General features: G+C 61.9%; 19 protein-coding genes. 4 read left to right on the plus strand and 15 right to left on the minus strand.

Annotated elements, in window-relative coordinates:
- Window positions 1-640: 640 nt before the first annotated feature.
- The 9 genes from LC343_RS23670 to LC343_RS23710 all read right to left on the minus strand — a co-directional run bounded on the left by LC343_RS23670 (window position 641) and on the right by LC343_RS23710 (window position 8,923).
- Window positions 641-1,507 (minus strand): adenine nucleotide alpha hydrolase family protein, encoded by an 867-nt coding sequence (locus LC343_RS23670; RefSeq protein WP_223479628.1) that lies wholly within the window; start codon window positions 1,505-1,507, stop codon window positions 641-643.
- Window positions 1,507-2,436, minus strand: coding sequence for an ArdC family protein (locus LC343_RS23675; RefSeq protein ID WP_223479629.1), 930 nt, complete (start codon window positions 2,434-2,436; stop codon window positions 1,507-1,509). The genes LC343_RS23670 and LC343_RS23675 overlap by 1 nt, the downstream gene beginning before the upstream one ends.
- 276 nt (window positions 2,437-2,712) lie before the next feature.
- Window positions 2,713-2,898: a hypothetical protein gene (locus tag LC343_RS23680; protein WP_114391424.1), complete on the minus strand. Its 186-nt coding sequence runs from the start codon at window positions 2,896-2,898 to the stop codon at window positions 2,713-2,715.
- Window positions 2,899-3,259: 361 nt separating this feature from the next.
- Entirely contained in the window at window positions 3,260-3,682 is a 423-nt protein-coding gene (locus tag LC343_RS23685) for a hypothetical protein (RefSeq protein ID WP_223479630.1), read from the minus strand.
- A gap of 42 nt (window positions 3,683-3,724) precedes the next feature.
- Window positions 3,725-5,218, minus strand: a complete 1,494-nt coding sequence (locus tag LC343_RS23690) for a hypothetical protein (protein ID WP_223479631.1) — start codon at window positions 5,216-5,218, stop codon at window positions 3,725-3,727.
- 203 nt (window positions 5,219-5,421) lie between these two features.
- Window positions 5,422-6,009, minus strand: coding sequence for a hypothetical protein (locus LC343_RS23695; protein WP_223479632.1), 588 nt, complete (start codon window positions 6,007-6,009; stop codon window positions 5,422-5,424).
- A gap of 356 nt (window positions 6,010-6,365) precedes the next feature.
- Window positions 6,366-6,602: a hypothetical protein gene (locus LC343_RS23700; protein WP_223479633.1), complete on the minus strand. Its 237-nt coding sequence runs from the start codon at window positions 6,600-6,602 to the stop codon at window positions 6,366-6,368.
- A gap of 107 nt (window positions 6,603-6,709) precedes the next feature.
- Complete coding sequence (locus LC343_RS23705) at window positions 6,710-7,171, minus strand: hypothetical protein (RefSeq protein WP_223479634.1); 462 nt, start codon at window positions 7,169-7,171, stop codon at window positions 6,710-6,712.
- 87 nt (window positions 7,172-7,258) lie between these two features.
- The gene (locus tag LC343_RS23710; protein WP_223479635.1) at window positions 7,259-8,923 is read right to left on the minus strand and encodes a ParB/RepB/Spo0J family partition protein; all 1,665 of its coding nucleotides are present in this window, start codon (window positions 8,921-8,923) and stop codon (window positions 7,259-7,261) included.
- Window positions 8,924-9,326: 403 nt separating this feature from the next.
- Here LC343_RS23710 and LC343_RS23715 point away from each other — a divergent pair, with 403 nt between their 5' ends.
- Window positions 9,327-9,677, plus strand: a complete 351-nt coding sequence (locus LC343_RS23715) for an antitoxin Xre/MbcA/ParS toxin-binding domain-containing protein (RefSeq protein WP_223479636.1) — start codon at window positions 9,327-9,329, stop codon at window positions 9,675-9,677.
- A 2-nt stretch (window positions 9,678-9,679) separates the two neighbouring features.
- Window positions 9,680-10,180 (plus strand): RES family NAD+ phosphorylase, encoded by a 501-nt coding sequence (locus LC343_RS23720; RefSeq protein ID WP_223479637.1) that lies wholly within the window; start codon window positions 9,680-9,682, stop codon window positions 10,178-10,180.
- 13 nt (window positions 10,181-10,193) lie between these two features.
- On the opposite strand, the gene LC343_RS23725 is transcribed toward LC343_RS23720, so the two are convergent.
- The 5 genes from LC343_RS23725 to LC343_RS23745 form a co-directional block, all read right to left on the minus strand.
- Entirely contained in the window at window positions 10,194-15,296 is a 5,103-nt protein-coding gene (locus LC343_RS23725) for an Eco57I restriction-modification methylase domain-containing protein (RefSeq protein WP_223479638.1), read from the minus strand.
- 86 nt (window positions 15,297-15,382) lie between these two features.
- A complete protein-coding gene (locus LC343_RS23730) occupies window positions 15,383-15,781 on the minus strand; it encodes a DUF3085 domain-containing protein (protein ID WP_127601110.1) in 399 nt (132 codons plus the stop codon).
- Between the two features lie 8 nt (window positions 15,782-15,789).
- On the minus strand, window positions 15,790-16,386 hold the full coding sequence (locus tag LC343_RS23735) for a DUF1419 domain-containing protein (RefSeq protein ID WP_223479639.1): 597 nt from the start codon (window positions 16,384-16,386) through the stop codon (window positions 15,790-15,792).
- Window positions 16,387-16,513: 127 nt separating this feature from the next.
- On the minus strand, window positions 16,514-17,494 hold the full coding sequence (locus LC343_RS23740; protein ID WP_223479640.1) for a DUF3991 and toprim domain-containing protein: 981 nt from the start codon (window positions 17,492-17,494) through the stop codon (window positions 16,514-16,516).
- Window positions 17,495-17,972: 478 nt separating this feature from the next.
- Window positions 17,973-19,526 carry a Fic family protein gene (locus LC343_RS23745; RefSeq protein ID WP_223479641.1) on the minus strand — a complete coding sequence of 518 codons (1,554 nt, stop codon included), beginning with the start codon at window positions 19,524-19,526 and terminating at the stop codon, window positions 17,973-17,975.
- Between the two features lie 560 nt (window positions 19,527-20,086).
- On the opposite strand from LC343_RS23745, the gene LC343_RS23750 reads away from it, so the two are divergent.
- Together LC343_RS23750 and LC343_RS23755 are read left to right on the plus strand one after the other, a co-directional pair.
- Window positions 20,087-20,626: a copper chaperone PCu(A)C gene (locus LC343_RS23750; RefSeq protein ID WP_223479642.1), complete on the plus strand. Its 540-nt coding sequence runs from the start codon at window positions 20,087-20,089 to the stop codon at window positions 20,624-20,626.
- 376 nt (window positions 20,627-21,002) lie between these two features.
- Window positions 21,003-21,188, plus strand: a complete 186-nt coding sequence (locus tag LC343_RS23755) for a transglutaminase-like cysteine peptidase (RefSeq protein WP_223479643.1) — start codon at window positions 21,003-21,005, stop codon at window positions 21,186-21,188.
- Between the two features lies 1 nt (window position 21,189).
- On the opposite strand, the gene LC343_RS23760 is transcribed toward LC343_RS23755, so the two are convergent.
- Window positions 21,190-21,384 (minus strand): hypothetical protein, encoded by a 195-nt coding sequence (locus LC343_RS23760; protein ID WP_223479644.1) that lies wholly within the window; start codon window positions 21,382-21,384, stop codon window positions 21,190-21,192.
- Window positions 21,385-21,405: the final 21 nt, after the last annotated feature.

A 21,405-nucleotide genomic window follows, 5' to 3' on the forward strand; every position in this document is an offset into this window, starting at 1 on the left:
AGTGCCGATGTTTGCCATTGTCCTATTCCTTTTCGATGTTTCGGGCCGCGCCCATCGCGGCCTCGATGGCTGTCGAAAAAACCGGCAACGATCGGTGCGCATCCCGAAGGGACCGCAATGAAATGGAGGACGGCGGAACGGGGCTTTCTTGTTTCGCGAGGAATGGCGGCGCAGCCGCCAGGGGAAGAAAGTTCCGGCCCGCCGTTGCGACAAGCCGGGCGAGGCGAAGCCGCTTGCCGGTCAGACATGCCAAATCGAGACCGCGTTGGGCGAGCTCCGTGAGAGACGACGGAAAAAGGAATAGGCCGTGACGTGGCGAACAGGCTCACCGCCACCCGTTACAGGCGCACAATCGGCAGATCGATCTCGTCACGGTTTAAGGCGGCCCAATTGCCGGTTCGGGATCTCCCGCACTATCGGCCAACGATCTATCTATCTCCGGTGACCGAACGTGCGACCGGAAAAGAGAGAACAGGCATGCGTCCGAATGTGGCCTTCCGCTGACAAGCTGTGCGGCTGTTGCCGGGGCTCCGCTTTGGCACGGCGTGATGCGGGGAGGCAGGTTTCGCAGGTGCTCCGTCGTCCCGGGCCATCGGACCGAACTCTGATGGCGAGAACGCGCCGCCGAAGCGGCCTGACATCAAACGCCGCACATCCCCTCGCACTCGTTTGGCCAGAGATCGAGCTGGCCATGATCGGCCAGCGTCGAAAGATCGGCCTCCTCGAGAGGAACACCGGACCGGTGCAGATAGACCTCGCCGCGAATACCCCGGATCCCGGTTCGGATCGCACGGTCGACATCAATCTCATCGCGCCAGGCCTCCTCGTCATGGTCGCGCATGGCGCGCCATCGGGCATTGTCATGGAACGGACATCCGATGCAGGCCGATTTCGGCGGGTCGGGATAGCCGCGCTCTCGCAGCCAGGCGAGGCAGTCGCGGCGGGTCATGCGCTCCTCGATCAGCGGCCACCGGTTGCGCTGCCAGGCCTCGCGGCTCGGCTTCATGCGCATCACCTCGTCGAAGGAAATCCCGATCCATTGCTCGACGACCGCGAAGGTTGGCGAGCGTTTGCGGGTGAGCTCGACCAGCTCGCGGACCTTGCGGCGGATCGGCTCGATCTTGTAATCGCCCGTACATTGGCGGCGGATCATGCCGATGGAGACATTGCCGCGACGGTCGACCGACCGCGCGAATGCGGGGATCGACGCCCACCGTTCGCCGCGACCGGCGGCGAGCAGATTGTCCCGCATGTTGCCGGACCCGACGATGAAGACCGGGAATGGTAGCACGTTCGGCGACATGAGCCAGTCGAGATGCTCGTAGACGGCTCTCGGCTCCCAGCCGGTATCGGCAAAAATCGCGCAGTCCGGCATGGGCCCGACCGCGCCATGCGCTGCCATCAGGGCGAGCGCCGTCGACTGTACGCCGGCGCCGAGCGATAGCGCGCGCAGCCGAATTGCGGAGGGCTGGTCGCCCTCCGCAGTCGCATTCGAAAGGGAGGGCATCAGGCCGCCTCCCGCTCTTCAACCACCTCGGCGGGCTGCAGCCCATGGAGATAAGTCACCGCGCGTTGCGCGTGCGCCGCCGCTTGGAAGATTGCCCGCTTGTCATCCTTGAGCACACGCAACCACGAGTGAAGGTAGCTTGCGTGATCGGGTCGGGGCTCGAGTTCGGGCACGATGCCGAGATCGGCGCACAGGAAGCAGCTCCCCAGCTCGGCAATGAGTTCTTCGCGGGCGCGTTCGGAGCGATCCTTGTGATAGCGGGAAAGATCGCGTCCAACGCGGTGTGCTGGCGCCGTCCAGTGGGTGGCCTCATGGCTGAGAACGGCGACGTACGATTCCGCATCCCGGAAGCTCTCGAAAGGCGGCATCTGGATGTGGTCGCTCGCGGAAGCGAAGAAGGCTTTCGTTCCGCCGTGGCGGATCACCGCGCCGGTGTTCTCAAAGAAGCGGTCGGCATGGTCGATCCGTGACACCGGATCGATGATCCTGTCCGGCCGGTGATAATAGTGATCCGGCAGCCCATCGATCTGATCGCAATTGAAGACGGTGTAGGTCTTGAGAAACGGGATATCCCGCTCGACCTCGTCGCCGCGAGAGTCGGTTTCGGTCTTGGTGAAGCGGCTGGCATAGACCACGGCCGCACCGGTTTCGCCCTTGCGGACCTGGGCTCCGATCTGACCGGCCTGTCGGTAAGTCATCCAGAGCGGTGCTTCGAAGCCTCGGGCGATACTCTCCGACCAGAGGAGCAGCACGTTGATGCCGGTATAGGGCTCGCCCGTGTGCCTGAGGGGTCGGGTGATCCGGCCGTCGAGCCCACTTGCGCTCCAGGGTTTCATCCAGGGTCGGACGCCGTTTTCCAGATCGGCAACGATCGTCTCGGTGATCCGCGCATAGATATCGATACGCGGGCTCTTCTCTTTCTTTTTCATTTTCAGACCTCCTGATTTTCAGGACCGCGCCGATCGCGGTCCGTCGCGAGGTCCGCCAATGGCGGGGCTTAAGGCAGGAGCGGCACCCGAGCCCGGGCCCCGGTGCGCGTAGCGCAACGGGGTGGCGAAGGGCCGGAACGAAGAGGAGGACGGCGAAGCCGTTGCCGCTGCTGCCGGCTCCGCCCGGACCTTACCCGGGACGGACCACGGGCGGGGCACCCGCGCAGCGGTAAGGCGGCGCCTGGCGCCGCCTTCGAGCAGTGAGAGGATTGGTGGTCAATGGACCGAGTGGCCGCCGGTGTAGGGGTCGTATTCGAAGAGGATGACGATCTCGGCGTCTTCGACTTCGTCGGCGGGCAGGACGCCGTATTCGTCGTCGGACTTGAAGAGGACGATCGGGGTCATGAGGGTGCGGGCGAGGTTCCAGGCGTGTTTTTGGGCGAGGGAAAGATCGTGCTGCATTTGAGGGCTCCATCGTTGGAGCGGGCCAATCCCGCTCTTGATGGCTCCGTCAGTGTGCGGCTTAGCGGACGCGATCACCGCGCAGGCCAAAGCCAAGCGGCCGCCGCTTGCGAGCGGACCCTTTACGGGTTGATCGTGGAAGTCCGCGCCGCACCAGGAATGCCATCTCAAAGAGCGGGATTTGGCTGCGTCCGAGATAGAACCCGGTCATGTGCGGTCGAATCCGAAGCAAAAACCAGGACTGGTTGAATCGTCTCGGCTGCTACCCCGATAAGCTCTGCGGCCGCGGTTTCGTCCGCAACGATATCAGGACAATTTGTTGGCGAAGGATGTCACCGCTACGAATGTTGCGGCGCCCGGGCTATTCGAGATCAAGTTCGTCGAACCAATAGGCAGGAACGCCATAGCTCAATAGGTATGTCTCGATTTTGTTGCGCAGGTCCTGGCTCTTGGGAGCCGAGGGGTAGATGATGCCCGGGGTGACGCTGAGATTGTCGCTTTCAACGAACTTGTCGATGTAGCGAAGCAGCTGGTGCTGGTGCGACCAGAGGGTCTTGGTGACGTTTCGTGGCTTGATGCGATCCCAATCTGTCGCCTTGATCTCGAAGACCGCGACGAAATCCGCGTCGTCATGGAGGAAGATATCGATCCTTCCGAAGCGGTTCTTGTGAGAGATTCCGTGCTCGAAAACGGCGGCATAGTCCCGGGGCTGCGGAATGCCAAAGGCGTTGCAGACGCGCTCCTGAAAGCGCTTGCCGTCTCTTAATCGTTTCGGCTCGACCATCTCGTTCGCACGCGCGTTTCCGGCGCAGCGCGGTGCCCTCCCCTACGCCAATGGGTCTTTGCGATAGAACCTCTTCAAAAGACGATGCATCGTTTTGTTCTTCAGCTTGGCGGCCACGGTTAAAACCTCATCGGGTCCCTGCCAGGCAATCTGGTATTTGCGGATGTTCTTCTGCCTGTCTTCGAGATATGCGATCACATCGGGATCGAACTGCCCCGTGGTCCAGAACTCGAACCGTTCCGTCAGATTGTGAAACCGCAGCTCATTATTGTGGGCGGCGCGCATGATCGGGACCTGCTTTTCCAGCCAGTATTTGACCTCCTCAAGTGTGACCCGGACATCCGGCCCATGTCCCTTGCATTCGTAACAGACCAATTCAGTTTCCGAGACATTGCGGACGTCGATGTCTGCCTTGCTCTTGGTCGCAAAATCCGTCACCAAGACGCCGACATCGATGGAACCGGGTTGGGTCATACGCACAAGGTGACCAACGATCATCTCGAAAAGCGCACCCCGGAGGTTCCCCTCGAGGCCAGCAAGCTGATCGAAGAGCTCCTCGATTTTCTCGGGGTTACCAATCGCGATTTCCGCCGATTTCTGCAGGACGCGGAGCAACTCCGCGAGCGCGGCAGCAACCTGTCGGCCGAAGAGGCTCTCCGGTGTGGCCGCGATAATTCCTTGCGCTCTCAAAGCCATCAGAGCGTCTTCGGCAAAAGCATCGGCCAGTATCATTGGCTGGAACCGACCGAGGTTCCGTAGCGCTTTCAGATTGCCTATCTTCTTGACGAAGCCGGCGACGTGTTCGACTTGGAGCGTACCGCTGAAAACCACATCGCAGACGAAGAAACCTGGCTTGACCGTGCCCTTCGACCGCGTAATCAATGCATTGAGGTAACACGGCCCCACCAGGTCGAAGTTCATCGTCGAGAACTTGGGCAAGGTGTCGTCTTCCGCGATTTGAATTGCCCCCTTGGAAGACCATCCCAAGCGTATGGCCCAGTCTCGAACAGCTGCCCGCAAGACGTGCTCAATCGTCAGGCGCGCTCTGAAATGCGCGCTGTTCCAGGACACGATTCGATCGCTGAGAGCCAGGCATAGCCCAATGCCCGTGATATCCACTTCCTGCACGAGCTTCGCCTGTTTCAGGCCATCCAGAATCCTGCCGTGGGACAAGTGTCCTTTCTGTCTTTCGGGAGCAGAACTGACGATCGGCCAGTCTTTGGCGAGGCAGATACCATTGCGAGCAAACAGCCCGCTCAGGGCTGCGCCATATGCCGATCCGGTTTCCTGCAGCCTGATGATCAATGCGCTGTAGAACCGCGCATCACCGAATTCACCCTCGAGATAAAGGAACCGGGCGCCCCGTGGAAAGGGCAGCCCATATAGCTGTTTGACCTCATCAGAACGACGGTTGGTCCTTTGCCTTGCCGCGGAATCCGACAAGCCCATTTCGCGATACATCCGCGACACGTCACTGCTCAGGAGCGGCCCGTGCTCCTGCAGAAGATCAACAACATCGGGAAGGGTCTTGGCCATGTGTAACGCTGCGCTATTTATAACATATACTACAAAATCGGGCCTTCTTTTTCAATTTGAACGAGCGTGGAATTATTCATTTTATAATCAATGATTTAGCGACTGCACTTTTGCCACTTGGCACGTGGATGTAACGGTTGCCTTTTCGGAGCGTGTCACAAGTGACCGAAATCAGGGCGGAGCCGAAGCTCCGCCCGAGCGGCTCATCCGAGAGCCGCCATCTGGAGTTCGGCCGCCTTGCGGTCCACGGTCCGGCCGGGATTTTCGACCTGGCGCTGGAAGGGCTTCCAGGCTTCGCCGACGACTTCTTCGTAGGCGGTGACGACGCCCTCGGCGGCGCAACGGAGCGCATGGGCCTGAATGCCCATATCGGCCGCGAATTCGCGCTTGCGTTGAGCATTGCTGTCAAACCCGACAGGTCCGTCGAGATCCTCGTCGCGGGTATCGTTGGCCGACTTCGCGGTCGCATCTCGGGCTTCGGAGACCGCCCGGGAATAGAACTGGCCGGCGCCATGAGCAGAACCGACATAGGATCCGACGATGCGCTGCAAGTGGATCTGCATGGCCCGGTCGCCGAGGCCTTCGTTCAGGGATTCGGCCGTGTCGACGATGATCTTGTGGTGGAGATCGCGGATGCCGTCGCTGTCGATGATTGGAAGGCCGAAGCTTTCGGAAATGAGCGAGGCCTGGGCGCTGTCGGGGCAGGCGAGCCGGACCATTTCGAGGGAAGCGCCCTTGCGGAGCTGGACGATCTTGTCGGATTGACGGGAGGCACGAGCGTTGCTGGTCATGTGAGATCCTTTCCTTCACGATTTGACCGAAGGCTCGAGCCGGCCCCTGCCGGCCCTCCCTTCGGGCGCGGGCAAAAGAAACGGCGGAAAGACGGGGGCTTCAGGGTCCGCACGGACCGGGACGAGCGAACCTGTCCTGCGGGCCAGCAGGGCTTATCAAGCCCTCGCGCAGTCCCGCGGGGCCGGTTTGGCGAGGATGGTGCGTGCGGCCGCACCGCGGCGCGTCAGCGGCCTTGAAGGCTCCGGCCGCCGGTTTACGACCGCGACCAGAACCGAAGGGAGGCCGGAAGGGGTGGCATTCCAACGGCACTCAATGTGAAGGAAATGACCGTGGCCCGGCGCATATGCTCCTGCCATCACAATACGGCTTGCGCATCCGCTTTGGCGGTCGGCCCGTTGCTGATGGTCTTTGCCCTGACGGCGAGAATCGCGCGCTCCTGTCGCATGAGCTTTCGACTAAGGGCATCGATTTCACCGCGCCGTTCGAAGCTCAACTGATCGACGCAGGCCCTGAACATGGCTTCATCCGACCTCGTCCAGCGCGATCCCCCGCGGGGATGTCTTCGGGCCTTGGCCTTGGCTGTCGTGGTCATGCGTTCCGCCCTCGCCGATATCTGGCGTTCGATCCGTTCGAGATGCGCCTTCGTCTGGCGGTGCACTGCTTCCATCCGGGAGATCAGGGTTATTCTCCCGGAGACACTCACGCCGCCCTCCCGGTGTCCGGCGCCGGCACCGTGACCTCCTGCAGCACCGCTTCGGGATAGCCGTGCCGGGCGAGCCAGTCTTCGGCGGCGCTGCGGTTTGCGGCGAGATGGACGAGCTCCCCGAGGTCGCCCGGCCGGCTCATGACGAGGACCGACCCGGGTTCCGGCTGCTCGCGCTCCGTGAAGTCCCGTGGTGAGGTTACGTCGAAGGTCTTGTGGACCCGCATGACGATCATGCCGTTCGAACCGAAATCACCCTCATGCAGGGTGAAGGAAGCGGGGATCGTTTGCGTGCCCCGCTCGACGGCGGCACGCTTGCAAATCAGCCGACCGGCCCCGTTGCGGTTCTTCCAGTCGGCAAGTTTCCTGCGGTGACGCTCTGGCGGCCGCGGCGTTCCGTCCGAATAGGCGATGATCGCGCCGATCGGCGCATGGTCGAAGATGAGGTGGGCGGACATGGTGTGCTCCTTGTTTTGTTGATTGGAAACGGAAACGCCGCCGGACGAAGCCGGCGGCGCGATATGCGTTCGGAAGGAAGAAGGCCGCTATTCGGCGGCTTCACGGAAACCCTCGGAGACGGCATCCGGGTCGATGTCGGCCTCCTCCGGGTCCTCGACGGAGCCGTCGGGTTCCCCGGCGTCCTCGTCCTCGACGACCTCGTTGTGGGCCTTCCAGTCGGCGAGTTCGTTCGCTTCGGGCGCGAACAGCGCTGACCCGTGGACGAAGCGTTCCTCCTGGAAATGCTCGACAAGCGCGGCGCGGGTATCGCGAACCTTGTTGCGGGGCAGCACGGACGTGTCCGCGCATGCGGCTTCGAGGGCCTGCCGGGACAGGCACAGAAGGAAGTCCTCCGTTCCCATGTTGGGCAGGAAGCTGTCGGCTCCGACAACCGCGCCGGCGATCCGCGAGACGATGCCGCTGTTCGACATGTTGCGGCGGCACGACAGCACCTCGATCAGCACCGAGCGGACCGCGACGCGGAGCGTGTCCGTGTCGAACGCGAGATTACCGGTCTCGTCGACCAGGTTGGCAGCATGGGGTGCGATCTGGCTGCGGAACGACCCCGTATTGCCTGACCCGCTATCGACGCGGACATTCTGACCGGCAAAGGCGATGACGAGCAGCGCCATCAGCGTGTCATCCTCGATCGGCGCGCGTTGAAGTGCCTCGTGCAGCGCATCGGTGCGGAAGTCCCCGATCATGTCCTGCCCCTTCTGGGTGACATCGGGGCGCTGCGCCGGCGCGACGGAGCCTCCGTCGGCGGCCTTGCCTTTCGAAGTTTTCGGCTCGGGCATCCGGTAGACGACGGACTGCACCTTGCCCTCACGGTCGAGATACATCGCCGTGCAGTCGGACTTTTTCGGTTTGCCGTAGACGCGCTCGGCCTTCTTCGGCAGTTCCGGCTGGCCCCAATTGTTGGACTCGGTGATCATGCCGTTCTTCGGCAGATTGTTGGTCATCCACTCCTGCTGGGCGCCGAGGAATGCCTCGACATCGGTCGTGTACCGGCTGTCCTCGTCGGCGGGCGCGAAGAGATCCTCGACCCAGGCGATCCCGTAGGCTTGCGCCAGCTCGTCGTCGAAGCTGGCGTCCCGCGCATACATGCGGGTCTTCGAGAGGCCGTTGGCGACCGACCACCAGGTCGTGGTCTCGTTCTTCTTGGGCTTGTGGGCCTTCCAGACCTCCTTTTGCTCTGCAATCGACGCGGCGGCGATGGTCCGGAGCTGCCGTTCGTCCGGCATGTCGCCCTTGGCCATCTGGTCCAGCATGGCCGGAAGCACATTGGCAAGAAGCCGCAGCTTCTTGATCTGGCGGACCGATAGGGACAGCGCCGCGGCGATGCCTTCCTCGGTCCAGCCGAGCGCGACCAGCCGCTCGATGGCCCGCCACTGGTCGACCGGGTTGAGCGGTTCGCGGGCGATGTTCTCGACCATGGAGCGCATGGCGCCGCCGTCATCGGCGGGATCGGTCACGATGACCTCGATCTCCTCGAGCTCGGCGGCGATGGCACCCCTGGTGCGGCGATGGCCGGCCTGGATGATGAAGCCGTTGCCGCCATCGGCCTCGGGAGAGACGACGGGCGGTTGGATGATGCCAACGGCCTTGATGGTCGCGGCGAGCAGTGCATCGCCCTGCGGCGTGGATTTGGACTTGCGGGCGTCGTCGGGATTGTCCTTCAGCGCGCGCGGGTCGATCTTGATGATATGCATGGGAAGCTCCTTGTTGGGTTTGAGAACCCGGCATGCGGCCGGTTCCCTTTCTCGTCTTCTTCTCGAAGACATCCCCGGGACCGCGGAGCGGGCGGGCCGGTGCAACTGCGGCCGAGCGTCCCTGCCCGGCCGGACAAGCGGGGCTCACAAGCCCTGCGCAAGACGACGGGCCGGGATGGCGCAGGCGGCGGTTGAGCGTCAGCGTCACCGGTCAGACCGCTCTGCGAGCGATCTTTCCTCCCATCATTTTCTCAAGTTTCCTTTGGAGTATTCACGCCGCCGCGCGACGGCCGCGCGCGGACGTCAGCCCTGTCTCGCTAAGCCGCAGCGGATATACCTTGAATGCCGCTCGTTTTGACGCTATATTGCGTCATAATCTTTGGCAAGGAATGGAAGTAACATCATGGGTCTCGCGGCATATTCGGATCATGGCCTGTTCGCGCCGAACAAGATCGCCAAGGCTTTTCGCACCACGAGCGAGGAAATCGCGCGGACCGTGGGGCTGGGCAAGGATGCCGTACAGCGCAAGGACCGGGTGTGTTCCGACAAGACACAGCGCCGCCTGCGCGAGATGGTGGAGATCGTCAACAAGGTCGAGCCGCGCTTCGGTTCCGCGCTGATGGCCTATGCTTGGTATCGTTCTGAGCCGTTGCCGGGATTTTCCGGGCAGACGGCCATGCAACTGGTGCGTGACGGGCGGGCCTCAGAGGTGATCGATTTCATCGATGCGGTCGATGCCGGCGTTTACGCCTGATCGTGGCCTCCAGCTATTCGGGCAAACTCTACCGGGCGCTCAATCCGGTCTTTGCGCGCGAGCCGATGTCGGGACGCGGGGCGGAGCTCCATGGCGGCCGGTTCAATCCCAGGGGCGTGCCGGCGCTTTATCTGTCGACATCGGTGCTGACCGCTCTGCGGGAGGCCAATCAGGTGGGCGATCTGCAGCCGACGACGCTCGTTTGCTACCGTGCCGAGATCGAGACGGTCTTTGATACATCCGACATCGCGGCCCTTGAGGCCGCAGGCTACGATGAGACCGCTCTGGCCGATCCCACCTGGCGCGACCAGATGCGAACAATGGGAGAGGCGCGCACGCAGCGCTTCGCGCGCGAGCTGATCGCAAACGGTTATTCCGGGCTTCGGGTGCGCAGCTTCGCCAAGGGAGGCGGGCCGGACGACATGAACCTGGTGCTCTGGCGATGGGGCACGACGGCGCCGTCGCGGCTCGAACTGATCGACGACGAGGACCGGCTGTCGTAACGCGCATGGCGCTTTATGCCGCCTCCATGGCTTCCTTCCCCTCCTTCAGAACCTCGTCCGCGAGATCGGCCTCGATGGCATCGAGCTGCCGGCGTTTGTCGGTAAGCTCGTCCTCGAAGCCGAACTCCCCGCCCTGGCGGGACTGGTAGGAGGCTAGCCGGCGCCTGGCGTCGTCGAGCCGAAAGCGGTACTGCGACCGCTCGTCCTCGAAACCGGAAAGCACATGCTCGATTCGCGAGACCGCGCCGAGCGGCGTGACGGTCAGGGCGAGGGCGAGGTCGGTCTCCGCGCCGGTTCGTGCGAGCGCGACATCGTATTGGAATTCGTCGTTGCCGAAGCGCTGTCCGGAGAAGATCAGATCGAAGCCGCCGATCTTCCCGAGAGTCATCTCCTCCTCCTGTCGCAGATGCACGAGCGTCATGATTTCCTTCATCAGGGCGCGGCCGGCGGGCTTGCGCTCGGAAAAGGATTGCCCGGCAATTGTCATGGCGAAGGCGTCGCTTGTCGTTGGAATCCGGCGCTCGATATCCTTGCCGATCTCGGCGATGCGCCGCATGTCATATTCGATATCGCGCTCGGCGTTGCGGATTTGCCGGCGGACCGCGAAGAGATCGTCGCGATGCGCGGCGCGCAAGCGTTCAAGCCGGGCGATATCGGCCTCGAGGCCAGCCTTTTGCATCAGGCGCTGGTCGCCGGACGCGATCGCCTTGGCCATGGCGAACTGGTTGGCCTGGCCCTCGCCCAGGTCCTCGAGCCGGCGCACGGACGTGTCGCCGGAGAGCGCCGCGGCAATGAACCGGGCCTTGCGCTCGTTGTTCTGCCACATCTGCACGTCCATTGAGCCTTCGGTGGCGTAGGCGAAGATATCGATCTCGTCATGCTGATTGCCTTGCCGTTCGATGCGCCCTTCCCGCTGTTCGATCTGAGAGGGGAGCCAGGGAACGTCGAGGTGATGCAGCGCCTTGAGGCGAAGCTGGGCATTGACGCCGGTGCCCATGGTTTCAGAGGACCCGATCAGGAAGCGAACCTTGCCGGCATTGACGTCGGCAAACAGCCGGTGCTTGGCCTCGGTCTTCTTGTAGTCCTGCATGAAGGCGATTTCCGAGGCCGGAACGCCGAGGCGGACGAGCTCGTCGCGGATCCAGCGATAGGCGGAAAAGCCTCTGCTTTTCTCGACGCTGATCGTGCCGAGATCGGAGAAGATCATCTGTGCCGCGCCCGGCAGATCGAAGGGCTTTCCTTCGCGGGTCAGGTAGGTGTTTGAGCCGGTTTCGCGCCAGATGCGGAAGCTGTTCTCGATGAGCTTGTTGAGCTTGTTGTCGGGCTCATTATCATTGTCAGGATCGACCAGCCGAAGATCGATCGCAGCATGCCGCCCGTCGGTGATGACGGAGAGCAGGATATCATCGCCGGGCTGCGCCGGACCCTCGCGTTTTTCGATGGCCTTGATGCGTGCCTCGAGCACCTGCTGATAAAGCTTGAACTCGTCGGTCGGCTTGGCGGTGACGATCTGGCGCTTGCCGGTCGAGACGGCGGGAATTTTCACATATTGCTTCAGATCCTCCGGCAACACGACATCGGCGAAGGAGCGGAACATGGCGATCAGTTCCGGCACATTGACGAAGGTGGCGAAGCGCGAGACGGGCTTGTATTTGCCCGAGGGCTGCAATTCGAGCTCGGTCGCCACGTCCCCAAAGGTCGAGGCCCAGGCATCGAACTCGTGCAGGCCCCTTTCCTTCAGCGCCGCAAACCCAAGGAAGCGCTGCACCGAGAACATTTCGCCAAGCGTGTTGGTGATCGGCGTGCCGGAGGCGAGCACAAGCGCCCGGCCCGGGTTCTTCGTCTCGATGAACCGGGATTTGACGTAGAGGTCCCACGCGCGCTGCGAGCCGTTCGGATCGACGCCTTTCAGCGTCGACATGTTGGTCGCAAAGGAGAGTTTTCTGAACTCCTGCGCCTCGTCGACGATGATCTGGTCAACGCCGATCTCGGAAATCGTCAGGAGATCGTCCTTGACGGTCGCCAGCGATTCCAGCCGGTCCTTTAAGCCCTCTTTCAGCCGTTCGAGCCGCTTGCGCGACACCCGGTCGTCGCTCTCAACCCGCGTGAGAAGCTCTTCGTAGAGCGCGAGTTCATCCTCGATCATCTGTTTTTCGAAGAAGGCGGGGACGGCGATGAACTTGAACGCCGAATGGGTGATGATGATCGCGTCCCAGTTGGCCGTCGCGGCCCGCGACAGGAAGCGATGACGCTTGTCCTTGGTGAAGTTGGTTTCGTCAGCGACGAGAATGCGCGCCGTCGGATAGAGCGCCAGGAACTCGCGGGCGGCCTGCGCCAGGCAATGGCCGGGCACGACCAGCATGGCTTTCGAGATCAGGCCGAGCCGACGCTGCTCCATGATCGCGGCTGCCATCGTCATGGTCTTGCCGGCGCCGACGGCGTGGGCGAGATAGGTCGCCCCCGACGAGATAATTCGCCAGATGCCGCGTTTCTGGTGGCCATAAAGAACGAAGGCGCCAGAGGCGCCCGGAAGTTGCAGATGGTCCCCGTTAAAGGATCGGGGCGCGATGTTGTTGAACGTGTGATTATAGACCCGCGCCAGCCGGTCGGTCCGGTCGGGATCGGACCAGACCCATGTCTGGAAAGCGGTCTTGATCTTCGTGAGCTTTTCCTTGGCCGCCTCGGTGTCGACGACATTCAGGACCCGGCGCTCGCTGTCGCCATCCTTCACGGTATCGAAGATCTGCGGAATGCGGCTGTTGAGCGCGTCGGCGAGCAGCTCACCGGCATGCCGGCGTTTGGTGCCCCATTCCGACGTACCCTCGGCGCGATAGGCGAGCATGCGGGCGTCGACCGTCCAGGAGGCGAGCTCCGGCATGTGCCGGATCGTGATGTCCGTTCCCATCGTCTCCTTGACGAAGTCGACGACATCGGAAGCGGGAATCCAGGGCGCGCCAAGCCGCGCGGTGATCTCGGACGGGCTGAGGTCGGCCGGCTGGACCCCCTCCAGAGCCTCGACATTGCGCTTGTAGGCTGGGTCCAGATCGGCGGCCGCCTTGGCGATCGCCAGCTTGTCGCGCACGGGACCGGACAGATACGCGTCGGATGTCTGCCAGGAGCCGTTGGCGGGATCCCGGTAGATCGCGCTGCCGAGTTCCTCGATGACGGTTTCGCGGTCCTTGTGCAGCAGCTCGGCGATATGATCGATGTCGACATGACCACGCTCGTTGAGGACGACGGCGAGCGCATCGGCGGCACTGGTGATCACCGGTGGCGATGGCGGGGCGATGACCCGTTCGGAAAAGATCGGGCCGGGCTTCGCGGTATCCGTATCGAGATCGTAGGTCTCGATCGAGGCGACCAACCAGCAATCGGGGTCGTCGAGGAAGGGCTGCAGGTTCGGACGGCGATGGGTCTCGCGCGTTTCACCCGTCGCCTCGTTTTCCGTGATCGACACCCTGGTGTGATTGATCGGCCCGAAGTCGCGCACGAAGCTCGACCAGGCAATGCGCAGCTTCACTTGCAGGTCGCGCCAGGGCTGATCGGTCTCCTGGGCCTTGAGGACCGCGCGCACCGCGTCGCGAACCGGGATCAGTTTCCTCACGACGTTGATCTGCTTTTCCGAAAACCCTTCGCCCGACCGTCCCTTGCGGACGGGTACCGGCGCGGGCGTGCCTTCGAGCACCTGCATCAGGCCCCTCGACGCGTCGAAGACAAAGCTGCCCTCGCGCACATGCGCATCTTCGGGTCTGGCGATGTCGATACCTGTGGGGCGAAGCTCAAGATCGACGTCGATCACATCGGGCTCACCGTCATAGATACCCTCCGGAAGACGGCAGATGGCCGCGTCCATCCTGGTTTCGAGATCGCCGTCACCGGGCAGGCAGGTGTAGGCTTCGCCGAAGGGACCGGATGTGGTCGCGTGACGGCCGAGGACATGATCGGGGTGATCGGCGAACCAGCGATTGACCCTGATGGCCTCGCTGTCCTCGCTCGCGGGAACGACCTCGGCAAGATCGAGCCAGCTAGCCTCACCCTGCGGCTCTCCGGACTTGCGCTTGCGGAAGAACAGGATATCGACGACGACATAGGTGCCGGCATCCTGCCGAAAACTGCCTTCTGGCAGACGGATCGCGGCGATGAGATCGGCGCATTTGGCGATGTGCTCGCGGGCCGTGGCGTCCGCCTTGTCCATCGTGCCCGAAGAGGTAACGAAGGCGGCCAACGCGCCGGGTTTCAGGAGATCGATTGACCGGGCGATAAAATAATCATGCAGCCGCAGACCCATCGAACGATAGGTGCGGTCCGAGCGCACGGTCCTTTCGGAAAAGGGCGGATTGCCGATGGCCAGATCGAAGTGCGCCGGCAAGTCGGTGCGCGCGAAATCACCCTCGATGATGCGGGCGACCGGCTGCAGGAGGCGGGCGATCCGTGCGGTGACCGGATCGAGCTCGACGCCAGTCACGAAGGCGGCTTCACGAAGCGCCTCCGGCGTCAGGGCGGGGAAAAGCCCAGTCCCGATGCCCGGTTCGAGCACACGGCCGCCGCGCCAGCCGAGGCGCTCGAGCCCTGTCCAGATCGCCCGGATGATGAATTCCGGCGTGAAATGGGCATATTGCGTGCAGCGGGCCAGCGAGGCGTAATCGGCTTCGTTCACGGATTCCTGCAGTTGTTCGCCGAGGTCTTCCCACCCCTTGCGGAATCCCTCCTCGCCGGGCCGGGTGAAGACGCCGTTCGCCAATTCGGAGGCGCCGAAACCGGTGAACCGGATGAGGCGCGCCTGCTCCTCCCGCGTCGCGGGCCGGTCCTCGGCCGCTATCGCCGCGGCAAGGGCAATCGCTTCGAGATTGACACGGGCGCGGGCCTTCCAGCCCTTTGCCAAGGCGCGGCTTCCGGAAAGATGGAAGTTGCTGCCGCGCTCGGGCGCTTCGGCCGCCGGTCGTTTCGCGGACTCCTCGCGCGCTGGCGAACCGGATGAATTCGCCACCGGCGCAGGTTCGGTCTCCTCTGGTTCTGCTTTCGGGCTCTCGGAAAAGGCGGTGACGCCAAGGCCGAGCCCGGAGGACAAGGCCGAGCTACCGAACATATCAAGAGTGAAAGGATCGTGGTCTGACATGACGATGTCTCCTGTGAAGCGGGCGCACGGAGCCGCGCCGCCGGGCGAGCCGGCAGCGTCGGATAGGTGCGGAAGTGGAAGTGCGGTTAGCGGGTGATCAGCGAGAACGAGATGTCGTTCTCGGTGAGCTGGATGCCAAGATGGGTGATCCCGAAGCTGCGGTTGAAGCTTGGGACCAGCAGATCGGCATCGATGAATTCGATCCCGTCATCGCCGCCGAAGTGCCGGCGCTTGTAATCCCACCAGTCGGTATCGCCCTTCGGGTGGCATTCGGTCGAATAAACGACGAGTGGTTTCTGACCTTCGGCAAGCTTGCCATTGGAGATGATGTAGACGCCCTCGTCGCCAACGAGCCAGAAGCCGGGTTTTTCGCCCTCTCCCGGACGAGTGCCGTAATAGGGATTGCGAAAGCCGCCATTGGCGGCGGCATCTTCTTCGCCGCGCGCGATGACCTTGCGCACCGCAAGAATCGGAAATGTGAACATGACCGACCTCACGCGGCTTCGGGCAGCGGCAGGTGGCGCAGATGCACCGGCAGCTTTTCGGAGATCTGGGCATCGGTCAGGTGGTCGAGCAGCTCAAAGCTGCTGCCGCGATTGGCGTAGACGATGATGGTGCGCTTGCCGCGATGTTCGGGCCGGAAATCTTCCCCGGCATAGCCGCGATAATCGTCATGCGTGGCGCTCCAGATATGCTCGATCCGTTCGTCGCGGGTCATCGCCTTGACCGGCCGGCGCTCGCGCTCGACGATGGCGTCGCGCATGTCATAGACGGACCGCGGATCGGACAGGTCGCAATAGGCGTGGAAGTACCGGGTCACGCCATTGATGCTGAGCGTGAAGAAGACGCTGGTGATGCTGCCGGTCAGGAATTCGCGCATGGCGAACATTTCGCCGCGCATCCACAATGGCGGCAGGATCTCGAGCATGTAGTCGTGCTGGGCAGCTGAGATTTCGAACCATTCGCCGGCGTAAAGCGCGCTGTCGTCGGTCTGCCAGCGATCGGGCCGCTGCGCATGGCGATCGAATAATCTGAACATCTGATGGCGGTCGGCAATTCCGAAATGGATCTTGCGGATGGAAGAGGTCATATCGGGCTCCTTTGGGGCCTGTCCCGGGCTGGAGCGCGGCGCGCCCTGTCGGCATCACCATCTTCTTCAGCCCTTCCGGACCCCTCGCCGCGGCCGCCTCTCCGTCCGGCCGGGTCAAGGGCTGGCGTCAGCCGGGCGGAGCTTCACCCTTGAGGCGGCCGGCGGGCATGCGGCAGCCGTCCCTCTCCTCCTCCCTTCCATCCCTCTTTCTTCTTCTTCTTTTTGCCTTCAGATCCTCGTTCCAGTCCTCCAGCTCCGGCCGCAGCCGCACGAACCCACAACCGGCATCGCTAGCGAGCGCCTCGAGCCTTTCGGCGTAGGTTTCCCCTTGCGCATTGTTGTCGGTGGCTGCGACCAGAAGGGCGTCTGCCCGGACGGCGAGATCGAGCAGGGCCTCGGAACTCGCCGGCGACCAGCCGCCACCGGTGCTCAGATAGCGCGTGTCGGGACGCTGTTGCTCGAGTGCGGCAATGCTCATGGCGTCGATCGCCGCCTCGGCAACACAAAGCCGCGGCCCATCGACGGGCCCGAGCCGGAAAAGGACTTTCGCGCCGCCGGTCGCAAAACCACGCCAGTCCGGCCCGCGCTCTTCCCAGCCGGTCACGGCGCCCGCGCGATCGCGGTGCGCCGCCCACATGCTCCCCCGGGGGCCTTCACGAAGAAGGTCCTGGGCCACGGCCGCACGCAGAACCGTATCGGGCAGCGCCCGCTCGTCGCGCAGATAGCGCCATGTGGCTGATCCGCGCCAAGGCTTGCGCCGCGCGTTCCAGCGTTCGGGGATGGTGAGGTCGGGCGCGCGCTCGCGCGATTGCCGCTTCCATTCCGGTTCTGAAGGAACGAAGCCGACCAGATCGGCGACGACATAGAGCGCGGCCGCAAAGGGCAGGCCGTCAAGATGCTCGACCAGACGAAAAACGTCGCCCTTGGCGTCAGACAGGGGATCGAACCACCCCTGGCCGTCATGGATGACAATGATGATGTCATCGCCGCGGCGGTATTTGACCGCCTTGCGGGTGCTTTCCTTCAGATCGACGGCGAAGCCGGCGGTTTCGAGAACCGCCCCGCAACTCACCTTCTCTCTCAGCTCTTCGAGCTCGGCTTTTTCCATTCTCTTTCCGCGCCTTGCGCGATCCTCTATCCGGTTTCCGCTCCCTGGTCTTCAGGGGCGGGACCCGGATGCCGCGAAGAGCAAGGCAGGCCAGGGCGCGGCTGGCAAGCCGGCAATTGTGCCGGGGCGGTTTCATTCGCAGCCAGACGCGGCGCAGCTTCCCTTGCCTGCCGCCGCGCGCAAGCGGCACCTGAGCCTATCCGATTCTCTCCGATCCTTCCGGCCGCCCTCGCGTCAGGGATGACCGCCCGGAGGGGGAAGATCGCCTGCGGGTTTCAGCTTTGCCAACAGCCCGGCCCGAAGGGCGACGCCCACAGGAAACTAAATTCCGGCGGCGCTTCCAAAAAGCTTACTGCCCGACATTCCAGCTTGTCGCAGAAACCGCTGACCAGATTTTGTATCTAATCTCTGGTCAGTGAGGGTGTCCTGCCTCCTAACCGATCCCTCGGATGGCTCTCTGCAAGCACAATCTGAAAAGTCACGACGACGAGTGTGATTTTTTCGCCAGTTCACCGGACCAGGCAAGCCGGTCTGCAATCAATTCGGCAAACGATGCAATTGAACCTTCGACACTGGCGGTCTCCAGGGCCGCCATATAGGCGGCCCTGTGTTCCAAATCGATGATTGTCCAAAGATAGCCGCCCGAGGCGAGCATCGCATTCATCAGGAAGCGTGCCATGCGGCCGTTACCATCCGGATAGGGATGAATGTAACCCAGGAGCCAATGGCCCAATACGGCGCGGACTGCCGCTGATTCTTCGTGCTGAAGCCGATGAAACAATGCCGCCATTCCATCGGAAATAGCCTCGGTGCGAGGCGGGGTGTGTCTCGAACCGCGCAGATAGACGGGATGATTGCGATATCCCGCCAGTGCTCCTGCCTTCAGGATGCCTGCCGTTACCGATGGCCGAAACAGCTCTTCATACCAACCATCGTGCTCCCTGCTCACGATCAGCCCCGGCGGTTCTCCTGCGATGATCTTCTCAATTGATGCCCGGACAGCCTGGAACGCCTGCCAGTATCCCCTCGCTGCCAGGGCGTCGATGTCCTTCTTGTGATCGGGATTGCCAGCAGGATCAAATGAACCTCGCCGCACCTGTTCAATCAGTTCTTCGGTGACGGAATAGCCCTCTATGGACAGCGAATGATAGGCATCGTTGACATAGATGTCGTCGACCTTCGCCAAATAGGCTTGCCTGTCCCCGGGCAGGCCGGGTTCCTTCGGGAATAGATCGATGATCGTCTGGCGATGTTTGTCCCATGCGTTGTTCAAGCGTGCTGCAAGGGCAGAAATCCCGATGGGAAGGGATGCGACGTATTCAATCTCGGCAAACGGGTCCTTTTCCCGCACATCATAGTCGGCCGCCTTCATCTTCCGGATTATGGTGTCGGCCTCGTCTCCCCGGTCCATGCGGCGCAGCGCACCGGCAATCCTCCCCGCAGCCGACACGTGACCGCCGTCAAGAAGCTTGGAAAGAAGTGCGTTCGTGTTCTTCAGGCCGCTGAGAACGATCTGGGCCTCGGCCGGATAGTTTCTGAAAAACACTTCGGGAACATTGATCAGCGCTGCCTCGACGATCAGAAGGCGCAAGCCGTCTTTTGCGGCGATGTCCTCTTCGGGAGGCAATGCCTTCTTGAGGTCATAAAGCGACGTGTCGGATGGCAGGACGGTGTTGTTCCCCGATCCCTTGGGGCTCCATATGATGACCTGTTTTGGGATGAACCCGCTTTCTGCGTGGAGCAATAGCGATTGCTCGGATGAGAAGCACCAGTCCGATCCGAAGCGATCATGGCAATAGCGGCGGCAGAAATCCCAAAAGGAAGTGTACCAGAAGGTGGATTCGTTGGGCTTGTCCTGCGGGCGGGTGACGATCAACCAGCCGAGGATGATGTCCTTCAGGAAACCGTTCTTCTTGAGCCTCTCACGATGCGTGCGGCTGAGTTCGCTGCTTTTCAGCACATTTCCGTGCTGCGCTTGCAAGGCCTTGAGCACCTCGAGCGAGGCGGCGAGCTTTTCGTTTGGCGTGGCCATGATATCTGTCCGCGAACTGCATCCCGGCAGGATGCACGTTTTCTCGGTTGTTGTATTACACGTAATTATTGCCGTTAAATTACACGCTTTTTCTGTCGTGTAAATGCACGTATGGTCCATAAGCCGCTAACAACGCAAAGCTTGATTTAACTATGCGCTCCCTCGCCACGCGCAATCATCAAATGGTGGGCCTGGTGATGAGCGCCGGTCGCCATAATCCCGAAGAAGCCCAATCCTTCAAGTTTTGCCAATTCCAGTTCTGGGGAGGTAGTGACAGTCAGTGTGGCGCCCTCCTCCGTTAGTTCGGCGTCGGTTGGCCATCCAAGCGAAGCTTTCAATTCAGCCGCATGCGCCGGGACAGCTGTCCAATCGTTAACATGGCAGAGCTCACAACAATTTCTCACTTCTATAGAGCCTAGAGGTATTGCGGGCGCCCCGCAACGGGAACATTTGCTGCAACAGAACACGCGGTCTTTCGAACGGCGGAGTTCCGTGGTGCACTTGAATCTCTAGCAGCCTGAGGTCACACAAAAGGACCTGTCACGTTAAGGAGAGCCGTCATGATCCGGCTATTGCCGACAACCGTCCTGGGGCTGCTGATACCTATGGCAGGCGGGCATGCCACAGGGGTGCCACCGACACATGGCGTCGGTCCAGACGAACTGTCAGTCGAACATGCTGAGATCGTGTTGCCAACTTCTGGAAAAACCCAGCTCTCGGGCTACTTGACCATCTGGAACGGGAAGGGCGTGCAGGCGAATGTCGTGTCTGTTGAAAGCCCTGCTTTCGTGTCCATCGCCATATACAAGATGGTGCAAGACGGCGGCATCGCGAGAAAGCGCCGCGTGGAAGGTGTATTGCCCATCCCCGGCAACGCGGAGCTTCTATTGCGGCCCGATGGCGTGCATCTATTGCTCACCCAACCGAAGAAAATACTGTCGTCCGGAGATGGTGTCGAGTTGACGCTGGTCTTCAACAGTGGAAAACGTGTTGCGGCTACCGCTACACTCTTGGCTGCAGGCACGTCCGTAACGGATCATCACCATGGCACAGGGGATGGCGTCCAGGATACCGGGCGGCTGAGAACACGCGTCCACTAAAGATCTACCTTGACGGACTGCCAATGCTGCCTTCGCGAAGGCCTAGCCACAGTTAACAACTGATTTAAATAACCGGGGGAATTTGATACTCTACTAGATAAACTTTAACTTATTGATTTCGCTCTGAAAATTAACGTCTTTTCCGCAATAGCCTTGGAGAGAATATCACAATGCATCAAACTGTGCTGGGCCGGGCCGCGCTCGCCATTTCGTGCGTTTCGGCTGGAGCCAGCGCACTGCATCTCAACCCCTCGGCGCTGGCAAAGAACATAAAAACCTACAGGAACACAACAGTTCCGATCGGCAACTGCGAAGATTTTGCGATAGAGAAGCGGCGAATCTTGAACGAGAAAGGCCTGCTAGTGGGGCGCTGCTGATGACAGTGTACCGGGATGCCGATGCCGGCGGCAATGCAGTTCTTACACCAGTGACCGATCGCGGCGACTTCGTTCTCGACAACGTCGAGCCGCGGGTCCTCTTATGGAGCGATGCAGAGGTGTATTATCTCAAGCGGCAGTCGCCAGACGATCCAAACAGGTGGGTCAGTCTCGCCTCCATCTGACTCAGTCCGATCCGATCGGTCTCAGCCACGCGAATTCGAACGCCGCAGCTACGGAAAGCACAAAGGCTGCGGCGTTTCCATAAACCATTTCCATGATGTTGTGTCCGCCGAGCAGGCAGTAGAGCCAGAATATGGTCGCCAGGACAGGGTAGACGGCCACGCCGGCAACCAGAAAGGTGGCGATGCGTGCAATCATGGTTGCTCCAACGATTTGGGT

Source organism: Oricola indica (assembly GCF_019966595.1).
Classification (GTDB): Bacteria; Pseudomonadota; Alphaproteobacteria; order Rhizobiales; family Rhizobiaceae; genus Oricola; species Oricola indica.